Source organism: Myxococcus faecalis, from assembly GCF_050039385.1.
In the GTDB taxonomy this organism is placed as follows: Bacteria; Myxococcota; Myxococcia; order Myxococcales; family Myxococcaceae; genus Myxococcus; species Myxococcus fulvus.
Genome location: NZ_CP144336.1, coordinates 4,113,682 through 4,130,150 on the forward strand (window position 1 = coordinate 4,113,682; position 16,469 = coordinate 4,130,150).

General features: G+C 72.7%; 11 protein-coding genes. 3 read left to right on the forward strand and 8 right to left on the reverse strand.

The window, feature by feature from the left end; all coding sequences use genetic code 11:
• Positions 1 to 61: 61 nt before the first annotated feature.
• The 5 genes from VZQ01_RS16310 to VZQ01_RS16330 all read right to left on the reverse strand — a co-directional run bounded on the left by VZQ01_RS16310 (position 62) and on the right by VZQ01_RS16330 (position 6,976).
• Positions 62 to 793 (reverse strand): hypothetical protein, encoded by a 732-nt coding sequence (locus VZQ01_RS16310; protein ID WP_426748316.1) that lies wholly within the window; start codon positions 791 to 793, stop codon positions 62 to 64.
• Positions 793 to 3,081: a serine/threonine-protein kinase gene (locus tag VZQ01_RS16315; protein ID WP_426748317.1), complete on the reverse strand. Its 2,289-nt coding sequence runs from the start codon at positions 3,079 to 3,081 to the stop codon at positions 793 to 795. Before VZQ01_RS16315 ends, VZQ01_RS16310 begins: the two co-directional genes overlap by 1 nt.
• 46 nt (positions 3,082 to 3,127) lie before the next feature.
• Complete coding sequence (locus VZQ01_RS16320) at positions 3,128 to 4,180, reverse strand: hypothetical protein (RefSeq protein ID WP_223749871.1); 1,053 nt, start codon at positions 4,178 to 4,180, stop codon at positions 3,128 to 3,130.
• 107 nt (positions 4,181 to 4,287) lie between these two features.
• On the reverse strand, positions 4,288 to 5,025 hold the full coding sequence (locus VZQ01_RS16325) for a Dickkopf N-terminal cysteine-rich domain-containing protein (protein ID WP_141331118.1): 738 nt from the start codon (positions 5,023 to 5,025) through the stop codon (positions 4,288 to 4,290).
• A gap of 217 nt (positions 5,026 to 5,242) precedes the next feature.
• Positions 5,243 to 6,976, reverse strand: a complete 1,734-nt coding sequence (locus VZQ01_RS16330) for a sigma 54-interacting transcriptional regulator (RefSeq protein WP_267698294.1) — start codon at positions 6,974 to 6,976, stop codon at positions 5,243 to 5,245.
• A gap of 135 nt (positions 6,977 to 7,111) precedes the next feature.
• Here VZQ01_RS16330 and VZQ01_RS16335 point away from each other — a divergent pair, with 135 nt between their 5' ends.
• On the forward strand, positions 7,112 to 8,521 hold the full coding sequence (locus VZQ01_RS16335) for an NAD-dependent succinate-semialdehyde dehydrogenase (RefSeq protein WP_426748318.1): 1,410 nt from the start codon (positions 7,112 to 7,114) through the stop codon (positions 8,519 to 8,521).
• A gap of 4 nt (positions 8,522 to 8,525) precedes the next feature.
• Here VZQ01_RS16335 and VZQ01_RS16340 read toward each other — a convergent pair whose 3' ends face one another.
• Positions 8,526 to 9,536 carry a hypothetical protein gene (locus tag VZQ01_RS16340; protein WP_223749868.1) on the reverse strand — a complete coding sequence of 337 codons (1,011 nt, stop codon included), beginning with the start codon at positions 9,534 to 9,536 and terminating at the stop codon, positions 8,526 to 8,528.
• A gap of 192 nt (positions 9,537 to 9,728) precedes the next feature.
• Here VZQ01_RS16340 and VZQ01_RS16345 point away from each other — a divergent pair, with 192 nt between their 5' ends.
• Positions 9,729 to 12,674: a sigma 54-interacting transcriptional regulator gene (locus tag VZQ01_RS16345; protein WP_426748319.1), complete on the forward strand. Its 2,946-nt coding sequence runs from the start codon at positions 9,729 to 9,731 to the stop codon at positions 12,672 to 12,674.
• 528 nt (positions 12,675 to 13,202) lie between these two features.
• Positions 13,203 to 14,177 (forward strand): COX15/CtaA family protein, encoded by a 975-nt coding sequence (locus VZQ01_RS16350; RefSeq protein ID WP_223749866.1) that lies wholly within the window; start codon positions 13,203 to 13,205, stop codon positions 14,175 to 14,177.
• Positions 14,178 to 14,181: 4 nt separating this feature from the next.
• Here VZQ01_RS16350 and VZQ01_RS16355 read toward each other — a convergent pair whose 3' ends face one another.
• Positions 14,182 to 15,708, reverse strand: a complete 1,527-nt coding sequence (locus tag VZQ01_RS16355) for an ABC transporter permease/substrate-binding protein (RefSeq protein ID WP_426748320.1) — start codon at positions 15,706 to 15,708, stop codon at positions 14,182 to 14,184.
• Positions 15,705 to 16,457: an ATP-binding cassette domain-containing protein gene (locus VZQ01_RS16360; protein ID WP_408888278.1), complete on the reverse strand. Its 753-nt coding sequence runs from the start codon at positions 16,455 to 16,457 to the stop codon at positions 15,705 to 15,707. The genes VZQ01_RS16355 and VZQ01_RS16360 overlap by 4 nt, the downstream gene beginning before the upstream one ends.
• Positions 16,458 to 16,469: the final 12 nt, after the last annotated feature.

Below are 16,469 nucleotides of genomic sequence, written 5' to 3' on the forward strand. Positions count from 1 at the left end.
TCTCCAGTCCTCCTGCCTTCCCTAAAAGGGCGCGGCGCGGCACGAAAATCCCGCCCGTCCCTCAGGGCACCGGGCGAGCGGGCGGCTCGGGCGTCAGCACCAGCCCGTCGAACACACCATACGCATACGCCGCCGCGAAGGCATAGGCGCCCACCAGGTACGTCACGTTCAGCGTGCGCGCCGTCCCCTCGTCCTTCGCGCTGTAGCGCCCATCCGGGCCCCGCAGCGACAGCGACGTCCCCAGCGACACACCCGCCATCGCGAGCCCCAGGCCCTGGCTCACCGCCAGCGCCGTGCCCATCCCCGAGCGTCCCTGCTTGAAGTGCCCCACGCCCATCGGCGCCAGGTACCAGGCCCGGGACATCGTCGGAGGCGCCTCTCGTGTCGCGACCTCGCGCACCGGCGTGGCGATGGGCGTCGGCGGAGGCATCAGGCGCGGACGTCGCTCGGCCCGCAGCTCCGCGATGCGCGAGGCATGCTGGGTCCTCGCGCGCTCCACGAAGGCGAGGAAGTCCGGCGGATACAACAGCGGGTCCAACGCCGCGCCCTCGTGGGCGGCCAGCCCGCGCACGACCTCGTCCTCGGCGCGCGCCAGCTCCTCCTGCGCATGCCACGTCGCCCCGAGCAGCAGGTGCGCATGCGCCTCCAGCTCGTCGCCATCGAGCCGCAATGGATAGAGCAATGACTCCAGCTCCGCGCGCGCCCGGGACAGCTCACCGGACTGGTAGGCCTCCCGCGCGCCATCCAACGGCGACGCGGCGAGCACCCCGAGCACCAGGGCCAACCCCATCATCACGGCGGCCCCTCCATCGAGACCTCGAGCTGCCGTCCCGCCACCGCGTCCACCTCACGCTGCAACACGGGCGCACCCGCGCGCCGCGCCGTCACGGTGTGGCGGCCATGCTCCACCTTCACCGCGCTCGCCAGCGGCGCCACGCCCACCTCCCGGCCGTCCACGAAGAGCCGCGAGCCCACGGGCGCGAGGATGAGCACCTCCGCCTTGCGCAACGGCAACACCACGTCCCGCGTCACCGTCTCCCCAGGCGCGAGCGACACCTGCATCTCCACCTCGTCACACAACGAGTTGGCGAAGCGCAGATGGTGCGTCCCCGCGGGCAACGAGACCTCGCGCACCCGAGGCGTGTACCCCCGGCTCTCTCCGTTCACGAAGACCTCCGCCCACGGGCGCGCCGTCAGCTTCAGCACCCCGGGGCTCGCGGGCGCGGCGGCACTCGCGTCCGAACTCGCCGTCGGCGCGGGGTCACCCGTCACGGGAACGACAGGGGAGCCCTCCATCGACTCCGGCTTCACTGAATCTCCCACGGGGGCATGCGCTACCGACGTCACGTCTCCCCGTGTATTCGATTCGCCAGCGTCCGCGACGTCCGTGTCCGGGGTCGGCTCCGGCTGCGTCGAAGCCCCCGCGGTCGTCTCGCCCACGGTGCTCGGACGCGGAGCCGTAGGCACGGAGGCGCTCCCAGCGCGCCCCGAAGGGCCTCCGGTGGACCGAGCACCCATCGACTTCTTCGCCTGCGTCCGCGACAGCTCGGCGAGAGCCTCGCGCGCCGCGCTGACACTCTCGCCTCCCAGCCCATCATCCAGGAGGGGCTCGGCTCCGCGCCCCGCGTCCTCGCTCCCTCGCGCGAGCGCCTTCAGACATTCCGAAGAGGAGCCTCCCTCCGCGCACGACGCCTTCCCCGCGCCTGCCTCTCCAACGTCCGAGGCTCGTGCGCCCGCCCTTTCCCCTCGGGACGGCGTCGAGCCCTCGCCCTCTGCGCCTGCCTGTCCATCCCGGGACGAGGTCGCGTCCTCGGCCCGCGCACCCGAAAGACCTTCACGGAGCGACGTCGCGTCGTCGGCGCGTGCACCCGACGGACCTTCACGGAGCTGTGTCGCGTCATCCGGGGACAGCGTCGAGTCCCCGGCCCCTGGCACCAAAAGCACATCCTCGGCTCGCGACGCCTCGCGATGGCGAGACAACGTCCATCCACCCAACCCCGTCGCCGCGCAGAGCACGAACCCCGCGGCCCACCACGCCCGCGAGTTCCTGGGCCGCTGCCGCTCCCGCAGCAAGGCCACCACCTCGGACGACGTAGGCTCCAACGCCAACGCGGCGTTGAGCACCTTCGCGGCGCGAGCACCCTCGCCCTTCGCCAGCAGCGTACGCCCCTCCGCGAGCAATCGCTGGAAGCGAGACTTCCGCCACTGGATGGCACCCGCCATGGGGTTGCTCAAGAACTCGCGAGCCACCTCGGCGGGCGGCCCCACCTCCTGCCGCAGCAGCGCCTCCAGCTCCGCCGCCAGCACGCCGCCGTCCGTCGGCCTGTTCCGGGCATCCCTCGCCAGACACCTCGACACCAGGGCCGACAGGGACTCGGGCGTCCCCGGCACCACCTCCGTCAACGACGGCGCATCCCGCGTCATCACCGAGGCCGCCAGGTGCGCGGCGCCCTTGCCCGCGTGCGGCGTTCCGCCCGAGACCAGCTCGAACAGGATGACCCCCACGGCATACACATCCGAGGCTGGAGAGAAGGCGCCCGTGTCGATGCGCTCGGGCGCCATGTACGCCAGCGAGCCCGTCACCGCGCCCGTGCTCGTCAGCCGCTCCTGGTCCTCCAGCGCGGCCAGCCCGAAGTCCGCCAGCTTCAGCGGCCCGCCCTCCGCCACCAACACGTTGTCCGGCTTCACGTCGCGGTGCACGACGCCGCTCGCGTGCGCCGCGGACAGGGCCCGCGCCAGCTCCCAGCCCAGCACCAGCGCCGCCTCGGGCGGCACCGGCCCGAGCCTCGCCGCGAGGCTGCGCAGGTCCTCGCCCCGCACCCACTCACAGACGAGGAACGGCCCTTCCGCGTCCTCACCAAAGTCGTGCACCTCCAGGATGTTGGGGTGGTGCAGGGAGGCCGCCAGCTCGGCCTCGCGTCGGAAGCGCTCCACGCGCCCGGGGTCCTTGCCGGGGTGCATCCGCTTCAACGCCACGGGCCGGGACAGGCGCAGGTCCACGGCCAGGAAGACCGTGGCCATCCCCCCACGCCCCAGCTCCCGCTCGAGTCGGTAGCGGCCCGAAACCACCTCACCCTTCATCACGGGCGCATTCTCGGGGAGCCGCCTCCCGCGAGCAACCCAAGTGCTACAGCCGGCAGGCCTTCGTCTCGCCCACCTGCTCGCACGCTCCCACGGCACCCCCGGGGCAGTCCCTGTCCAGCCGACAGGTGCGCCGACACCGCGACTCCGCCCCCGAGCTCAGGCACACCGCGCACGTCGCGCAGTCCCACGAGTTCTCACAGACTTCCCCCGTCGATTCAGGGATTCCCGTGCACTCCCGCACACACAGCCCATCCAACGCGCACTGGTAGCCCGCGGGACAGATGCCGCCTCCCGCGTTCGGGTTGCAGGACTCCTCGCACCGGGGCCGCTCCGGACGGCACCTCGCGGTGTCCGCGCAGTCGAACGGGTCCTTGCAGGCCTCACCCAACCGGGGCCCCACCTCGCATTCGTCGTTGTTGCAACGTCGCCCATCCCGGCACGTGAAGTCGGACGTGCACGTCTCCGCGCACCGCCCTTCCACGCAGGCCGCGGCTGCCTCCAGGCACTCACAGGCGCGAGTACACGCGCCCCCCATCCCCACCGTGGCCGCGCAGCCCCCATCCGACGAACCACACGTCGGACCCGAGCAGCCCGCGTCCGGCGCCTCGCAAACCGCGGTCGTGCACCCGGCATCCAGGCCGCCACCCCCATCCGCGCCACCGCCGCCGTCCGAGCCACCCCCATCCGCCTGCGTCGCGACGGGCACGCAGGCGTTCAGCAGTCCCGAGGAGTCGGGCACCGGGCCACAGCCGTAGCCCGGGCGGTAGCAGTCCTCGCCGCACCCGAGCAGGCAGACCCCCAGGTCCTTCGCGCACACGGTGCCCGAGGGACATGGCGCGTCGGCGGAGCACTCGAGCAGGCAGTACCCCCCCGGAAAGCCCAGGCCGCAGGTGAGCCCGGGGCCGCATTCCGAGTCCCCGTCACAGTCCTCCCCCACCCGCTCCACGGCCCGAGGCTCACAGCCTCCCCGCACGCAGACCTCGTTCGAGGCGCAGGCGTGTGACTCGTCACAGCGGACACGGATGTCGAGAGGACAGCCCGGCGCGAACAGCAGCACGAGCACGACCAGCCCACAGCAGGAAAGGAAGCGACGCATCAGCAAGGCCTCGCCACTCTACGCGCAAATCCCCGCGGGAGCGCGAGCCCCCGCGAGGCACGGCCCTCGTGCTCCCTGGAAGCACGAGGACCGACTTCAGCGCCCTGCTACATGCAGGTGCCCATGAAGCCCGGCGCGCCGAAGCACTGGCCGCTCTTGCACTGCGAGTTCTCCTGGCACGGGAAGCCGAAGGCGCCCGGGCTGCAGAAGCCGATGACCGAGCCCGTGAAGGGCTTCACGCAGCTCCACTCCGAGGGGCAGTTGGAGTTGTCGCGGCAGAGGCCCTGCATGCAGAAGCGGCCCTTGTTCGACAGGTAGCCGTCGTTGCACACCGCGCCGCCCAGGCCCACCGGGCAGGCCCCGTCCTCGGCGCACGGCGCGAAGCTGGCGCAGTACGGCTGGCGCGCCCCGTCGTCATCCGGGTCCATGCACACCGAGTAGGTGTCGCAGCCATCCTTGAAGTCGGACGTGTTCGGGTCGCACGTGGGCGGGTTCGCGGGCGGACGCAGGCTGCACAGGCCCTCGATGCAGGTCTGGTTGCTCAGGCACTGGGTGTCGGAGGTGCACGTCGGCACCTTCTTGTTCTTGCAGTACGAGGCCAGCGCGCCCGTGTCCTCGGTGTCGCAGTACTGGTCCGCCGCGCAGTTCGCGTTCGACTGGCAGCCCAGCGCACACAAGCCGTTGAAGCAGAACTGCCCGGAGGGACAGGCCTTGCTCGCGCTGCAGAGCATCTTCTCCTGGTCGTTCGGGTCGGGGTTGTTCGGGTTCTTGTCGTCGTCCTCGCTCGTGCTGCCACAGCCCGTCACCACCACCGCCAGGAACAGCGCCATCAGCCATCGCTTCATGTTCGTCTCCGTGAAGGTCGTTCTCGCCGCGCGCCGGCCCTTTCCGTCAGCGGCGTATGGTCAGGCCCCATCGCAACCGCCGTGCCGCGGGCTCATGCGAGTGCGAAGCCCCGCGATTCCGAGGGGTTGCGCGAAGAACGGCGCTCACAGCCGCGCAGCGACGGGGGAAACGTGCCAGGACTGGCACGCGGACAGGGCCTCCCGAGGAGGCGGCGTGTCAGTCCCCCTCGCCCAGGTAGCGGAACAGTGAGCGCAGGCCGATGCCCAGCGCCGCCGCCGCGTCCTTCTTGCTGCCGCCACAGCGGGCAATCGCCTCGCGCACGTAGCGCTGGACGAAGGCCTCGCGTGCCTCCTCCAGCGGAACCATGGGCCCGTCCTCCGCGCCCAGCTCCAGGTCCTCGGGGCGCAGCAGCTCGTCCGTGGCCAGCACCGCCGCGCGCCGCACGCGCGACACCAGCTCGCGCACGTTGCCGGGGAACGGATGGCCTCGCAGCGCCTCCATGGCCTTCTGGGTGAGGCCCCGCGCCTTGCGCGACTCCTGCGTCAGCACGTGGTGCGTGAGCAGGAGCACGTCGTCACCGCGCTCGCGCAGGGGCGGCACGTCCACGCGCACCTCCTCCAGCCGGTAGCGCAGGTCCGCGCGGAAGGTGCCCTTGCGCACCGCCTCCTCCAGCGGCACGTGCGTCGCGGAGACGACCCGCACGTCCACCTTGCGCGGCGTGTGCTCCCCCAGCCGCGTCACCTCGCGCTCCTGCACCACGCGCAACAGGCGCGTCTGGAGCGACAGCGGCATGTCGCCAATCTCATCCAGGAACAGCGTGCCTCCGTCGGCCGCCTCCACCAGCCCCGCCCGCTCCGCGCCCGCGCCGGTGAAGGCGCCGCGCGCGTGGCCGAACAGCTCGCGCTCGATGAGGCTCTCCGGCAGCGCCGCGCAGTTGATGGCCACCAGCCGCCCCGGACGTCCTCCGCGGCGATGGAGCGCGCGGGCCACCAGCTCCTTGCCCGTGCCCGTCTCTCCCTGGATGAGCACGTTGAGCGGCGTGGGCCCCAGCCGCTCCACCTGGCGATACAGCGCGCGCATCGCCGGGGACTCGCCGATGAGCCCCTCGAACGTCGCCGCCTCGATGCGCCGCGTGAGCCCCTCCACGCGCGAGCGCAGCTCCGTCAGCTCGCGCCGCGTCGACAGCAGCAGCGCCGTCATCGCGCAGAGCGCCAGCGCCTCCTCCAGGTCCGCCGAGGTGAAAGCGGGCGCGCCGAGCTTGCGCCCCAGGTACACCACCGACAACGGCACCACCTCCACGCGCAGCGGCACCACCAGCGCGGAGCCCAAGCGCAGCGCCTCCAGGCTCGGAGCCCTCGCCAAGGCCGCGTCCGCCGCCACGTCCGCCACGAGCACGGGCGCGCCCGACGTCAGCACCCGGTCCACCAGGCTGTCCACCACCCCAGCGTCGGCCTTCGCGCCGGTGGCGAACAACACGCGCCGGGGCCCCTGGCTCGAGTCCGCCGCGACGAGGAAGCCCACGTCCGCGCCCACCACGTCGGCGAGGCCCCGCATCGCCACGTCGAGCAACTCCAACGGTGGCCGCTGCGCGAGCAGCCGCGAGGACAGCTCCGCCATCACCGCCACCAGGCGCCGGGGCTCGGGCGTCCGCGAGCCCTCCGCGCGCCCCTCCCCCATCTCGACCAGCTCCACCTCCACCGTGCCCAGGCGGATGCGGTCACCGGGCTCCAGCGGCGCCAGGTCCACGCGCCGGCCCTTCACGCGCACGTCACAGCCGCGCCCCGCCGGGGACACGCTCCAGCCGCGCGCGTCGCGAAACAGCAGCGCGTGGCTCGGCTTCACGCCCGTGCCCGTGAGCACCACGTCGCACGTGGCGTCGGAGCCCAGGGAGAGGACGGGCTTGTCCAGGGGGAGGCGGTGGCCGTCGGGCAGGACGAGGAATTGGGGCATGGCGGACGCGGGCGACATGTGTCGCATATCAGGAACACGGGGGCCCCGGCGCGTGCGGGCCCTGACGCTGGCCTTCACCGGGCATTGTGCGCGCGCGCCCGGCTGCTATCACCGCGCTCCCGCAAGGAGCCTCCCATGGCCATCGCCACCATCGACCCGACGTCCGGCAAGACGCTGCGCACGTTCGACGCCCTCACTCCGGAGCAGCTGGAGTCGAGGCTCCAGCTCGCCTCGGACACGTTCCGCGCGTACCGCCAGACGCCCTTCGCCGAGCGCGCCCGCTGGATGCGCCGCGCCGCGGAGCTGCTGGACGCGGGGGCGGACCACTACGGCCGCATCATGACCGAGGAGATGGGCAAGCCGCTGGAGGCCGCCAAGGCCGAGGCGAGGAAGTGCGCGACGGCGTGCCGCTACTACGTGGCCAAGGCGGAGGGGCTGCTCAAGGACCGGCCCATCGACGTGGGCGGAGACACCGCCTTCGTGCGCTACCAACCCCTGGGGCCCGTGCTGGCCATCATGCCGTGGAACTTCCCCTTCTGGCAGGTGGTGCGCTTCGCCGCGCCCGCGCTGATGGCGGGCAACGTGGGCCTGCTCAAGCACGCGCACAACGTGCCCCAGTGCGCGCTCGCGCTGGAGACGCTGTTCCTGGACGCGGGCTTCCCGAAGGGCGCGTTCCAGACGCTCCTCATCGAGACCGCCGACGTCAACCGCGTCATCGAGGACGCCCGCGTGCGCGCGGTGACGCTCACCGGCAGCGAGGGCGCGGGCCGCGCGGTGGGCCAGTCCGCGGGCAAGTCGCTCAAGAAGGTGGTGCTGGAGCTGGGCGGGAGCGACCCGTTCATCGTCATGCCCAGCGCGGACCTGGACAAGGCGGTGGAGACGGCCGCGTCCGCGCGCCTCATCAACAACGGCCAGTCCTGCATCGCCGCCAAGCGCTTCATCGTCGCCGAGCCCATCGCCGCCGAGTTCGAGCGCCGCTTCGTCGAGCGCCTCAAGAAGGTCACCGTGGGCGACCCCATGGACCCGAAGACGGACCTGGGCCCGCTGGCCACGCAGGGCATCCTCCAGGGCCTGCACGCGCAGGTGGAGGCGAGCGTGAAGGCCGGCGCGAGGCTGCTCCTCGGCGGCAGGCCGCTGGAGCGGCCCGGCAACTTCTATCCGCCCACCGTGCTCGCGGACCCGCCGCCCTCCGCGCCCGCGTTCCATGACGAGCTGTTCGGCCCGGTGGCCACGCTCTTGCGTGCGCGCGACGTGGAGCACGCGGTGGAGCTGGCCAACGCCACGCCCTTCGGCCTGGGCGCCAGCGTGTGGACGCGCGATGCGGGCGAAGAGCGCCGCTTCATCGACGGCATCGAGTCCGGCATGGTGTTCGTCAACCAGATGGTGGTGTCCGACGCGCGGCTGCCCTTCGGCGGGGTGAAGAACTCCGGCCACGGGCGCGAGCTCGCGGACCTGGGCATCCACGAGTTCCTCAACGCGAAGACGGTGCGCGTCGCGACCGGTGGGGACGCGCCTGCGGCTCGCGGCGGCGCGCTCAGCGAGTAGCGCTTCAGCGCGTGCGCACCCGGCCGTCCGGCGGGCGGTGGACCTCCTCCAGCGCCTCCGTCACGGCCTCCACCTCGGCGCCGAGCTGCTCCACGCTCTGGCGCAGACCCAGTCCGGCGACGTCCTCGCCGGACGCGTCCGCCGTGCGCACCCGCAGCACCTGCGCGTAGAGGCCCTCCAGCGTGTAGAACAGCCGCGTGTACTCGGCCTCCAGCCGGTCCGCCGCCGTGGACAGCTCCGCGCGCTGCTGACGCTGCGACTCGAGCGCGGACAGCGCGCCCTGGAGCCGCTCACGCACCACCGCGTCCTGCTCCGTCGCCACCCTCGCGGACAGCGCGCGGTGCTCCTCCTCCAGCCGGCTCGCCTCCTCGGGTGTGGCCAGCGCGCGCAGCGTCCGCTCCCGGCTCGCCAGCGCGTGACAGCCCTGGCGCAGCGCCTCCACCGTGCGCTCGGGGGCGTGCACCACCTCGCGCAGCACCGCGGGCCCCTGGGCCAGCTCCGCCAGCAGCTTCGCGCACACCGCGTCCACGCGCGCCACCTTGGGGTCCACGGGCTCGGCGGACGTGGCGGGCTTCACCCCGAGCCCTGTGGCCTGCGCCTCCTCTTCTTCCGTGGGGCGCCTCAGGTACTTCGCCGACGCCAGGAAGAGTCCCAGCGCCACGAAGACGAGCCACCACAGCCGACGGGGCTGTCCCATGGCGATGAGCAGGCACACGATCGCCGGCGCGATGAAGGCCGCCGCCTTGACCGGGTCCCTGGAGGCGTTCGAGGAGCGCCGCCGTGAGCGGGGCCGCGTCGCCTTGCGCGCGTCCCGCCGGGCCTCCTTGCGCCACTGCTTCTCCCACTGCCGGCGGACCTTCCGGGGAGGCAGGCGCCCCGTCTTGCGCACCCACGCCTCCACCGCCGCGTCCTCGCGGGCCTGGCCCTCCGACAAGGCGTCCTCCAGACGGCGCAGGCGCTCGTCCTGCTGGCGGGGAGGCGCGCTCGGAGGAGGTGGCTCGGAGGCTCGGGGCACGCGATACGATAACGACCTCCCCCGCCATCGGGGAGGTGAATCCCACATCATGTTGGGCGCTTCGTGCTCCCCCGCACCGAGTCGAGACGGGTGATACTCGTGGGTAATCCGGGGAAATGCTCAATCGTTTGCATTCCCCCTGGAAAAGGCCCATGAGATTGTGTTCGCGGGGGGCACAAGGGGTTCGGTGTCGTGGAGAGCATCGAGGAAAAGGGGGAAGGCGGGGAGCTGAGCCCCGAGGCCATCCGCGCGCTGCGTGGGGGCCAGAGTCGTGCTGCCTTCGCCCGGATGCTGGGAGTCACCCCCCTGACGGTGTATCGCTGGGAGCTGCCGGAAGACGCGCCCCAGGCGCGGCGTCCCCGAGGTCGGGTGGCACAGGCGCTCAAGCAGCTGCAGGGCGGCGGGCTCACGGGCGCTCAGCTGCCCTCCCTGTCCCGCCAGGAGCTGCGCCCCGAGGAGAGCCAGCGGCTGCAGCCTGCTCTGGACCGACTGAAGCGGGCCGAGTGGCGCGCGGCGGAGGAGGAGCTGCTCACGCTCCTGGCGTCGGGCGTGCTGCGGACCCCGGGCGCGAGGGCGCTCGCCGCGGTGGGGCTGTCCCACCTGCAGCGCTGGGGACGCGAGGACAGCCGGGGCGCGCTCGCCACGCTGCTGCCGCACCTGGGCGAGGCGGAGATGGGCCTGTTGCCGCGGGGCGTGGAGCTGCAGGTGCACGCGCTCGCGGCGAACCTCTACGCGTCGCCAGATGGGAAGCTGTTCGACGCCGTGAAGAGTGACGCGCACGTGGCCCGCGCGGAGGCGCTGCTGGTCGAGGACCCGGACTCGGACGCGCGCTGCCTCTTGCGCATGGCGCAGACGGCGGGCGCCTTCTACCTGGGTGAGACGGAGCGGGTGGCGCGTTACTCGGGGCGCGTGGCGGAGGCGCTCACCCACGTGACGGACCCGGCGCTGCGACTGCTCGCCGAGGACGTGTGCGCGCACGAGGAGGCCATCCGCGGCGAGACGACGCAGGCCACGCGCCGCTTCCGTGAAGTGGCCCAGGGCGCGGCGCGGCTGGGGTACGCGTTCCTGGAGGCGCGCAACCTCGCCTTCCTCGCGCAGCGTCGGCTGGACGAGGCGTGCGAGCCAGAGGAGGCGCTGCTGCTGGTGCGCCGCGCGCGCGAGGCCGCGTACGGCGGACGCATGGCGCGCGGCTTCTCGTTCATCTTCGCGGCGCGCGCAGAGGCCGAGGCGCTGATTCGCCTGGCGCGCTTCGCCGAGGCGGAGGCCGCGCTGGAGGAGGCCGACGCCGTGGTGGAGGAGCTGAGCTGGACGCCGCTGCAGCTCGCGGTGACGCGCGCGAAGCTGTGGCTGACGGTGAACCGGCCCGCGGAGCTGCGCAAGCTGGCCTCCCGCCTGTCCTCGTACGACGGCAACATCCAGCGCTCGCTCACCGGCGCGTACGCCCTCTTCGTGGAGGCCATGGCGGACCTGAGCGAGGGCACCGCCCAGCGCGCCGCCGCGGGCTTCGCCGCCGCCGGAGCGCGCGGCATGGAGCTGGGCGGCTGGCCCTACCTGCGCCGTGAGTGCCTGCTGTACGAGACGGCCGCGCGCGCCTACGCCGGGCAGCGGGAGGAAGGCCGGGTGGTGCTGCGCCGCACGCGCGCCTTCCTGGAGCGGATGCCGTCGGCGTGGCACTCCGCGCTGCTCCACCGCTTCGAGGGCATGCTCCTGGTCGTCGAGGGCCGCACGCGCGAGGCGCGCGACTTGCTCGAGGCCTCGCTGGGCACCTTCCGCCTCTCCGGCGACGTGTGCATGGCGGCCTTCACGCGCAGCCTGCTGGCGTGGCTGGCCAAGCACGAGGGAGACCCGGCCGCCGACGAGCTGCTGGCCGCCAGCGACGCGGAGCTGCGCCGCATCGGCATGGCGCCGCAGCCCAACTTCATCCCCGCCACGGCGCGCCCGGCCGGCTCGGGCAGCCCCGCCTCCGAGCCCGGGGCCACGACGCGCCTGGGCTCCGAGGCGCTGGTGGTGCCCTTCGAGCGGCTGTCCGTGCGCGGCATGGGCGCGCCGCTCATCCAGCGCGAGCTGCTCGGCGTGCTGGAGGGCCTGTTCCCCGGCTGCGCGCCCCGGCTGGAAGAGGTGGACTCGCAGGGCCGCGTCACGGTGCTCGCGGGCCTGGACGCGCGGCCGGCCACGGACGAGGTGGAGTTCGGCGACGGGTGTGGACGCAGGCTGCGGCTGGGCGTCGTGGGGCCGCTGCCGGTGGATGGCCGCGCGCTGCTCACGCTCCTGTCCCGGCTGGGAGGCTTCGCGCTGGAGGTGGCGACGCTGCGCGGCTTCACGGCGGTGGAAGCGGGCGTGTCGGGCACGAGCGAGCCCGCGTCCGAGGAGCCCGGGCGAGAGACGGAGCTGCCGGGCTTCATCGCCGCCTCACCCTCGATGAAGCGGCTGCGCGCGGAGCTCTCGCGCCTGTCCGCCAGCCGCTCCACCGTCATCGTCACGGGCGAGTCCGGCGCGGGCAAGGAGGTCGTCGCGCGGGCGCTGCACCTGCTCTCCACGCGCTCGCAGCGGCCCTACGTGGCGTTCAACTGCGCGGCCGTCCCCAAGGAGCTCTTCGAGGGACAGCTCTTCGGCTACCGCAGGGGCGCCTTCACCGGCGCGGCCACGGACCACCCCGGCGTGCTGCGCGCGGCCCACGGTGGCACCCTGTTCCTGGATGAGATTGGCGAGCTGCCGCTGGACGTACAGCCCAAGCTCCTGCGCGTGCTGGAGAACGGCGAGGTCTTCCCCCTGGGCGAGACGCGCCCGGTGGAGGTCGACGTGCGCGTGGTGGCCGCCACGCACCGGGACCTGGGCCAGTTGGTGCGCGAGGGCCGCTTCCGCGAGGACCTCTACTACCGCCTCCAGGTGGTGCCGGTGCGCGTGCCGCCCCTGCGCGAGCGGCGCGAGGACGTGGTGGCCCTGGCGCAGCACTTCGTGCGGCAGCTCACGCCCGAGGGACAGCCGCCACCGCAGCTGGGCTCCGACGCGCTGGAGGCGCTGATGGCCCACCCGTGGCCCGGCAACGTGCGCGAGCTGCGCAACGTCATCGAGCGCTCCATGGCGTACGGGCCCTTGCCGGCGGTGCTGGGGGCAAAGCAGATGCGCATCGCGGGCTGAAGTCGAGGAACCACCCCAACCCGCGATGCGCCCCGCCCTGTTTCCCCACACCCCTGTGGGAACCTCATGAGGCGCGCGTCGGAAGAGGTCCGCTCCGGGCCGGGGAGGGGGGGAACCCCGGCCCGAAGCGCGGTACTGCTTCCGACTGTTGCCTCTCAAAGAACACACCCATGGGCCCAAGAGGGGGGAAGCTTCGACCCTGGGTGCCGGGACCGCCCGAGGGCGGTCACCTGTTCAAACCGTGTGTCGCCAGCCTCCGGAGAGGTCCGTCGCGCACTGAGCGATCGCTAAGCACTCTACGTGCCAGCCCTTAGAGGCAGGGAAGTGTCCAATGGACATCATCCAATGAGGTAGTCAAAGGGAGCAGGCATATCCAATAGGACGGGTGGGACATCCGGCGGGCCCTATCCGGATATGCCCCGGCGCCGAGCGAGGGAGGAGCCGAGCAGGCGGGCTGATGGGCGGGGTGACGCTGGATGGGGTGCGCGGGCGGCGGGTGGAGCGCGGTTGCGATAAGGGGTGAGCGCGATGACTCATCCCGCCTCGACCCGCTCGTTCCAGCGCTTCAGCCTCGGCGTGCTCGTCTTCACGTTGGGGGTGATTCTGTGGGGCGCCTTCGTGCGCGCCACGGGCTCCGGGGCGGGCTGTGGTGACCACTGGCCGGTGTGCAACGGGCAGGTGGTGCCCCGCGAGCCGACGGTCCAGACGCTCATCGAGTACACCCACCGGCTGACCAGCGGCGTGGTGATGCTGCTCGCGGTGGCATTGAGCGTGTGGGCCATGCGGGCCCACGCCAAGGGCCACCCGGTGCGCAAGGCGGCGAACTGGGCGCTGTTCTTCATGATGACGGAGGCGCTGGTGGGCGCCGGCATCGTGCTGCTCCAGTACGTGGCGGACAACGCGTCCGTCGGCCGCGCGGTGTGGATGGGCGTGCACCTGGTGAACACGTTCCTGTTGGTGGGCGCGCAGACGCTGGTGGTGTGGTTCTCGAAGGGCCGGGCGAGCCTGGCCTTCCGGGGCCAGGGCTGGGTGGGCGTGCTGGTGGGCGTGTGCGTGGCCGGGATGATGCTGCTGGGCGTGAGCGGCGCGGTGGCGGCGCTGGGGGACACGCTGTTCCCCTCGGAGACGCTGGCGGAGGGGCTGGCGCAGCACGCGAACGACCAGGCCCACCTCTTCGTGCGCCGGCGCATCTATCACCCCATCATCGCGGTGCTGATGGGCGCGGCGCTGGTGTACGTGGGGCGGTGGATGTCGCGGCTGCGGCCGTCGCCGGAGGTGAAGCAGTCCGCGATGCTGCTCACCGGCCTCTACGTCCTGCAGTTGGGGGCGGGGCTCGTCAACGTGGTGCTGCTCGCGCCGGTGTGGCTGCAGCTGGTGCACCTGCTGCTGGCGGACTTCGTGTGGATGACGGTGGTGCGGCTGTGCGCGGCGGGCCTGTCGAAGGACGCGCCCCGCGCGGAGCGGGTGTCGGAGCCGGTGCCGACGCACGCCTCGGCCGCCTGAGGCGTCAGCGTGACTCCGACTCGGCGCGCAGGCGCAGCCCCTTGGGGATGAGCGCGCGGCCCAGGGCCTCGAACAGGCCGCTGACGAGCAGGGCCAGCACGGCGGCGGGGACGGCGCCCTCCAGGATGAGGCGGGTGTCGTCCAGCCGGATGCCGGTGAGGATGGGCTGCCCGTAGCCTCCCGCGCCGACGAGCGCGCCCAGCGTGGCGGTGCCCACGTTGATGACGGCGGCCGTCTGGATGCCCGCGAGGATGGAGGGCGAGGCCATGGGCAGGTCGATGCGCCAGAGCCTGGCGCGCGGAGGCAGGCCGAGCGCGTCCGCGGACTCGCGAACCTCCAGCGGGATTCCCGTGAGGCCCGCGGTGGTGTTCCGAACGATGGGCAGCAGGCTGTAGAGGAACAGCGCGGCGATGGCCGGTCGCGAGCCGATGCCCAGCAGCGGAATCATCACCACCAGCAGCGCCAGCGAGGGAATCGTCTGGATGATGCCGGCGAGCCCCAGCACGCCCTGCCCCAGTCGCGGGCTGCGCGCGGCGAGCACGCCCAGCGGGACGGCGAGCGCGAGCGCGGCCAGGAGCGACACGCCGACGAGGAACAGGTGCTCGCGGGTGCGGCGCAGCACGCGGGACACGAGCCCCTCGCCGTGGACCTCGGTGGAGACGCCCAGCTTCGCGGCGAGGAAGTCGGAGGCCACCCGCGGCTCGGGCACGCGCTCCAGTCGGGCGCGGGCGTTGAGCTTCACCATCGCGTCTTCCGAGAGACGGCCTTGCAGGCGCAGCACGGCCGCGAGGGCGTCGGGGGCGCGCGACTCCAGGTCCTCGCGATAGAGCAGCACGGCGTCGTAGGCGGGGAAGTGGCGCGCGTCGTCCTCGAGGACCCGCAGGCCGTAGGCCGCGATTTCGGCGTCCGTGGAGTACAGGTCCGTCACCTGCACGGAGCTGGCCTCCAGTCCGCGGTACGCGAGGTCATGGTCCAGGCCGCGCACGTCGCGCTGCGGGAGCTTGTAGGTGTCTCGCAGCGCGGGCCACCCGTCGGCGCGCTCCATGAACTCGTTGCTGAAGCCGAAGCGCAGCTCCGGGTGCTCGCGCAAATCCGAGATGCGGCGGATGCCCAGCCGCTCGGCCTCCGCCTCCTTCATGCCCAGGGCATAGGTGTTGTTGAAGCCCAGGGGCTTGCTCATGCGCAGGCCCACCTCGGCGAGCGCGGCGCGCAGGGCCGCGTCATCGGGCAGCGCGCGGCCGGAGAGCAGCTCCTGGCGCAGCGTGCCGGTGTACTCGGGATACACATCCAGCTCGCCCCGCTTGAGCGCCTCCCAGAGCACCGCGGTGCCGCCGAGCTCGCGTCGATGTCTCACGCTCGCGCCCGTGCTCCGCGCGAGCTGCGTCACCAGCTCCCCGAGGATGACGGACTCGGTGAACTTCTTGGAGCCCACGCGCACGGACGCCGTGCCCTCCGGCGTGCTCGACGCGCGGGAGCAGGCCCCCATCGACAGCACGAGCACCAGCAAGGTCCACCTCGCGCGAGCGCTCATCCGGTGACGCCTCCCCCGGGAGGCAGCCGCTGGGCCTGGATGAAGCGCGTGACGAACGTGTCCTGGGGCTGGGTCTCCAACTCCGTCAGCGAGCCTTGTTGCACCACGCGCCCGTCCCGCATCAGCACGATGTCATCCCCGAGGAACCCCGCCTCCGCCAGGTCATGCGTCACCAGCACCACCGTCTTGCCGAGCCGCGCGAAGATGGCGCGCAGGTCCGCCTGGAGCTCATGCCGCACCAGCGGGTCCAAAGCGCCCAGCGGCTCGTCGAGCAGCAGCACCTCCGGGTCCAGCATCAACGCGCGCATCAACGCCACGCGCTGCCGCTGTCCTCCCGACAGCTGCGCCGGGTAGCGCGCGAGCGCCTCGGGTGGGAACCGCGTCAGCTCCACCAGCAACGCCTGGCGCTCCCGGATGCGCGCCTCCGGCCAGCGCAGATGCCGGGCCATCAGCACGACGTTCTCCTCACCCGTGAGATGAGGAAAGAGTCCCCCGCCCTGGAGCGCGTAGCCCACGCGGTGGCGCAGCGCGAGCAAGGCCTTCTCGTCCGTGGGCAGCGGCTGTCCCGCGTACAGCACCTGCCCCGTGTCCGGACGCAGCAGCCCGTTGAGCAGGCGCACCAGCGTGGACTTCCCGCAGCCGCTCGGCCCGAGCAGCGCCGTGGTCCGCCCCGGCTGGAGCGTGAGCGTCACCGCGTCCAGCGCGAGGGTGTCACCGAAGCGCTTGGAGACCTGCTGCAACGCGTACACGGGCGGACTCCT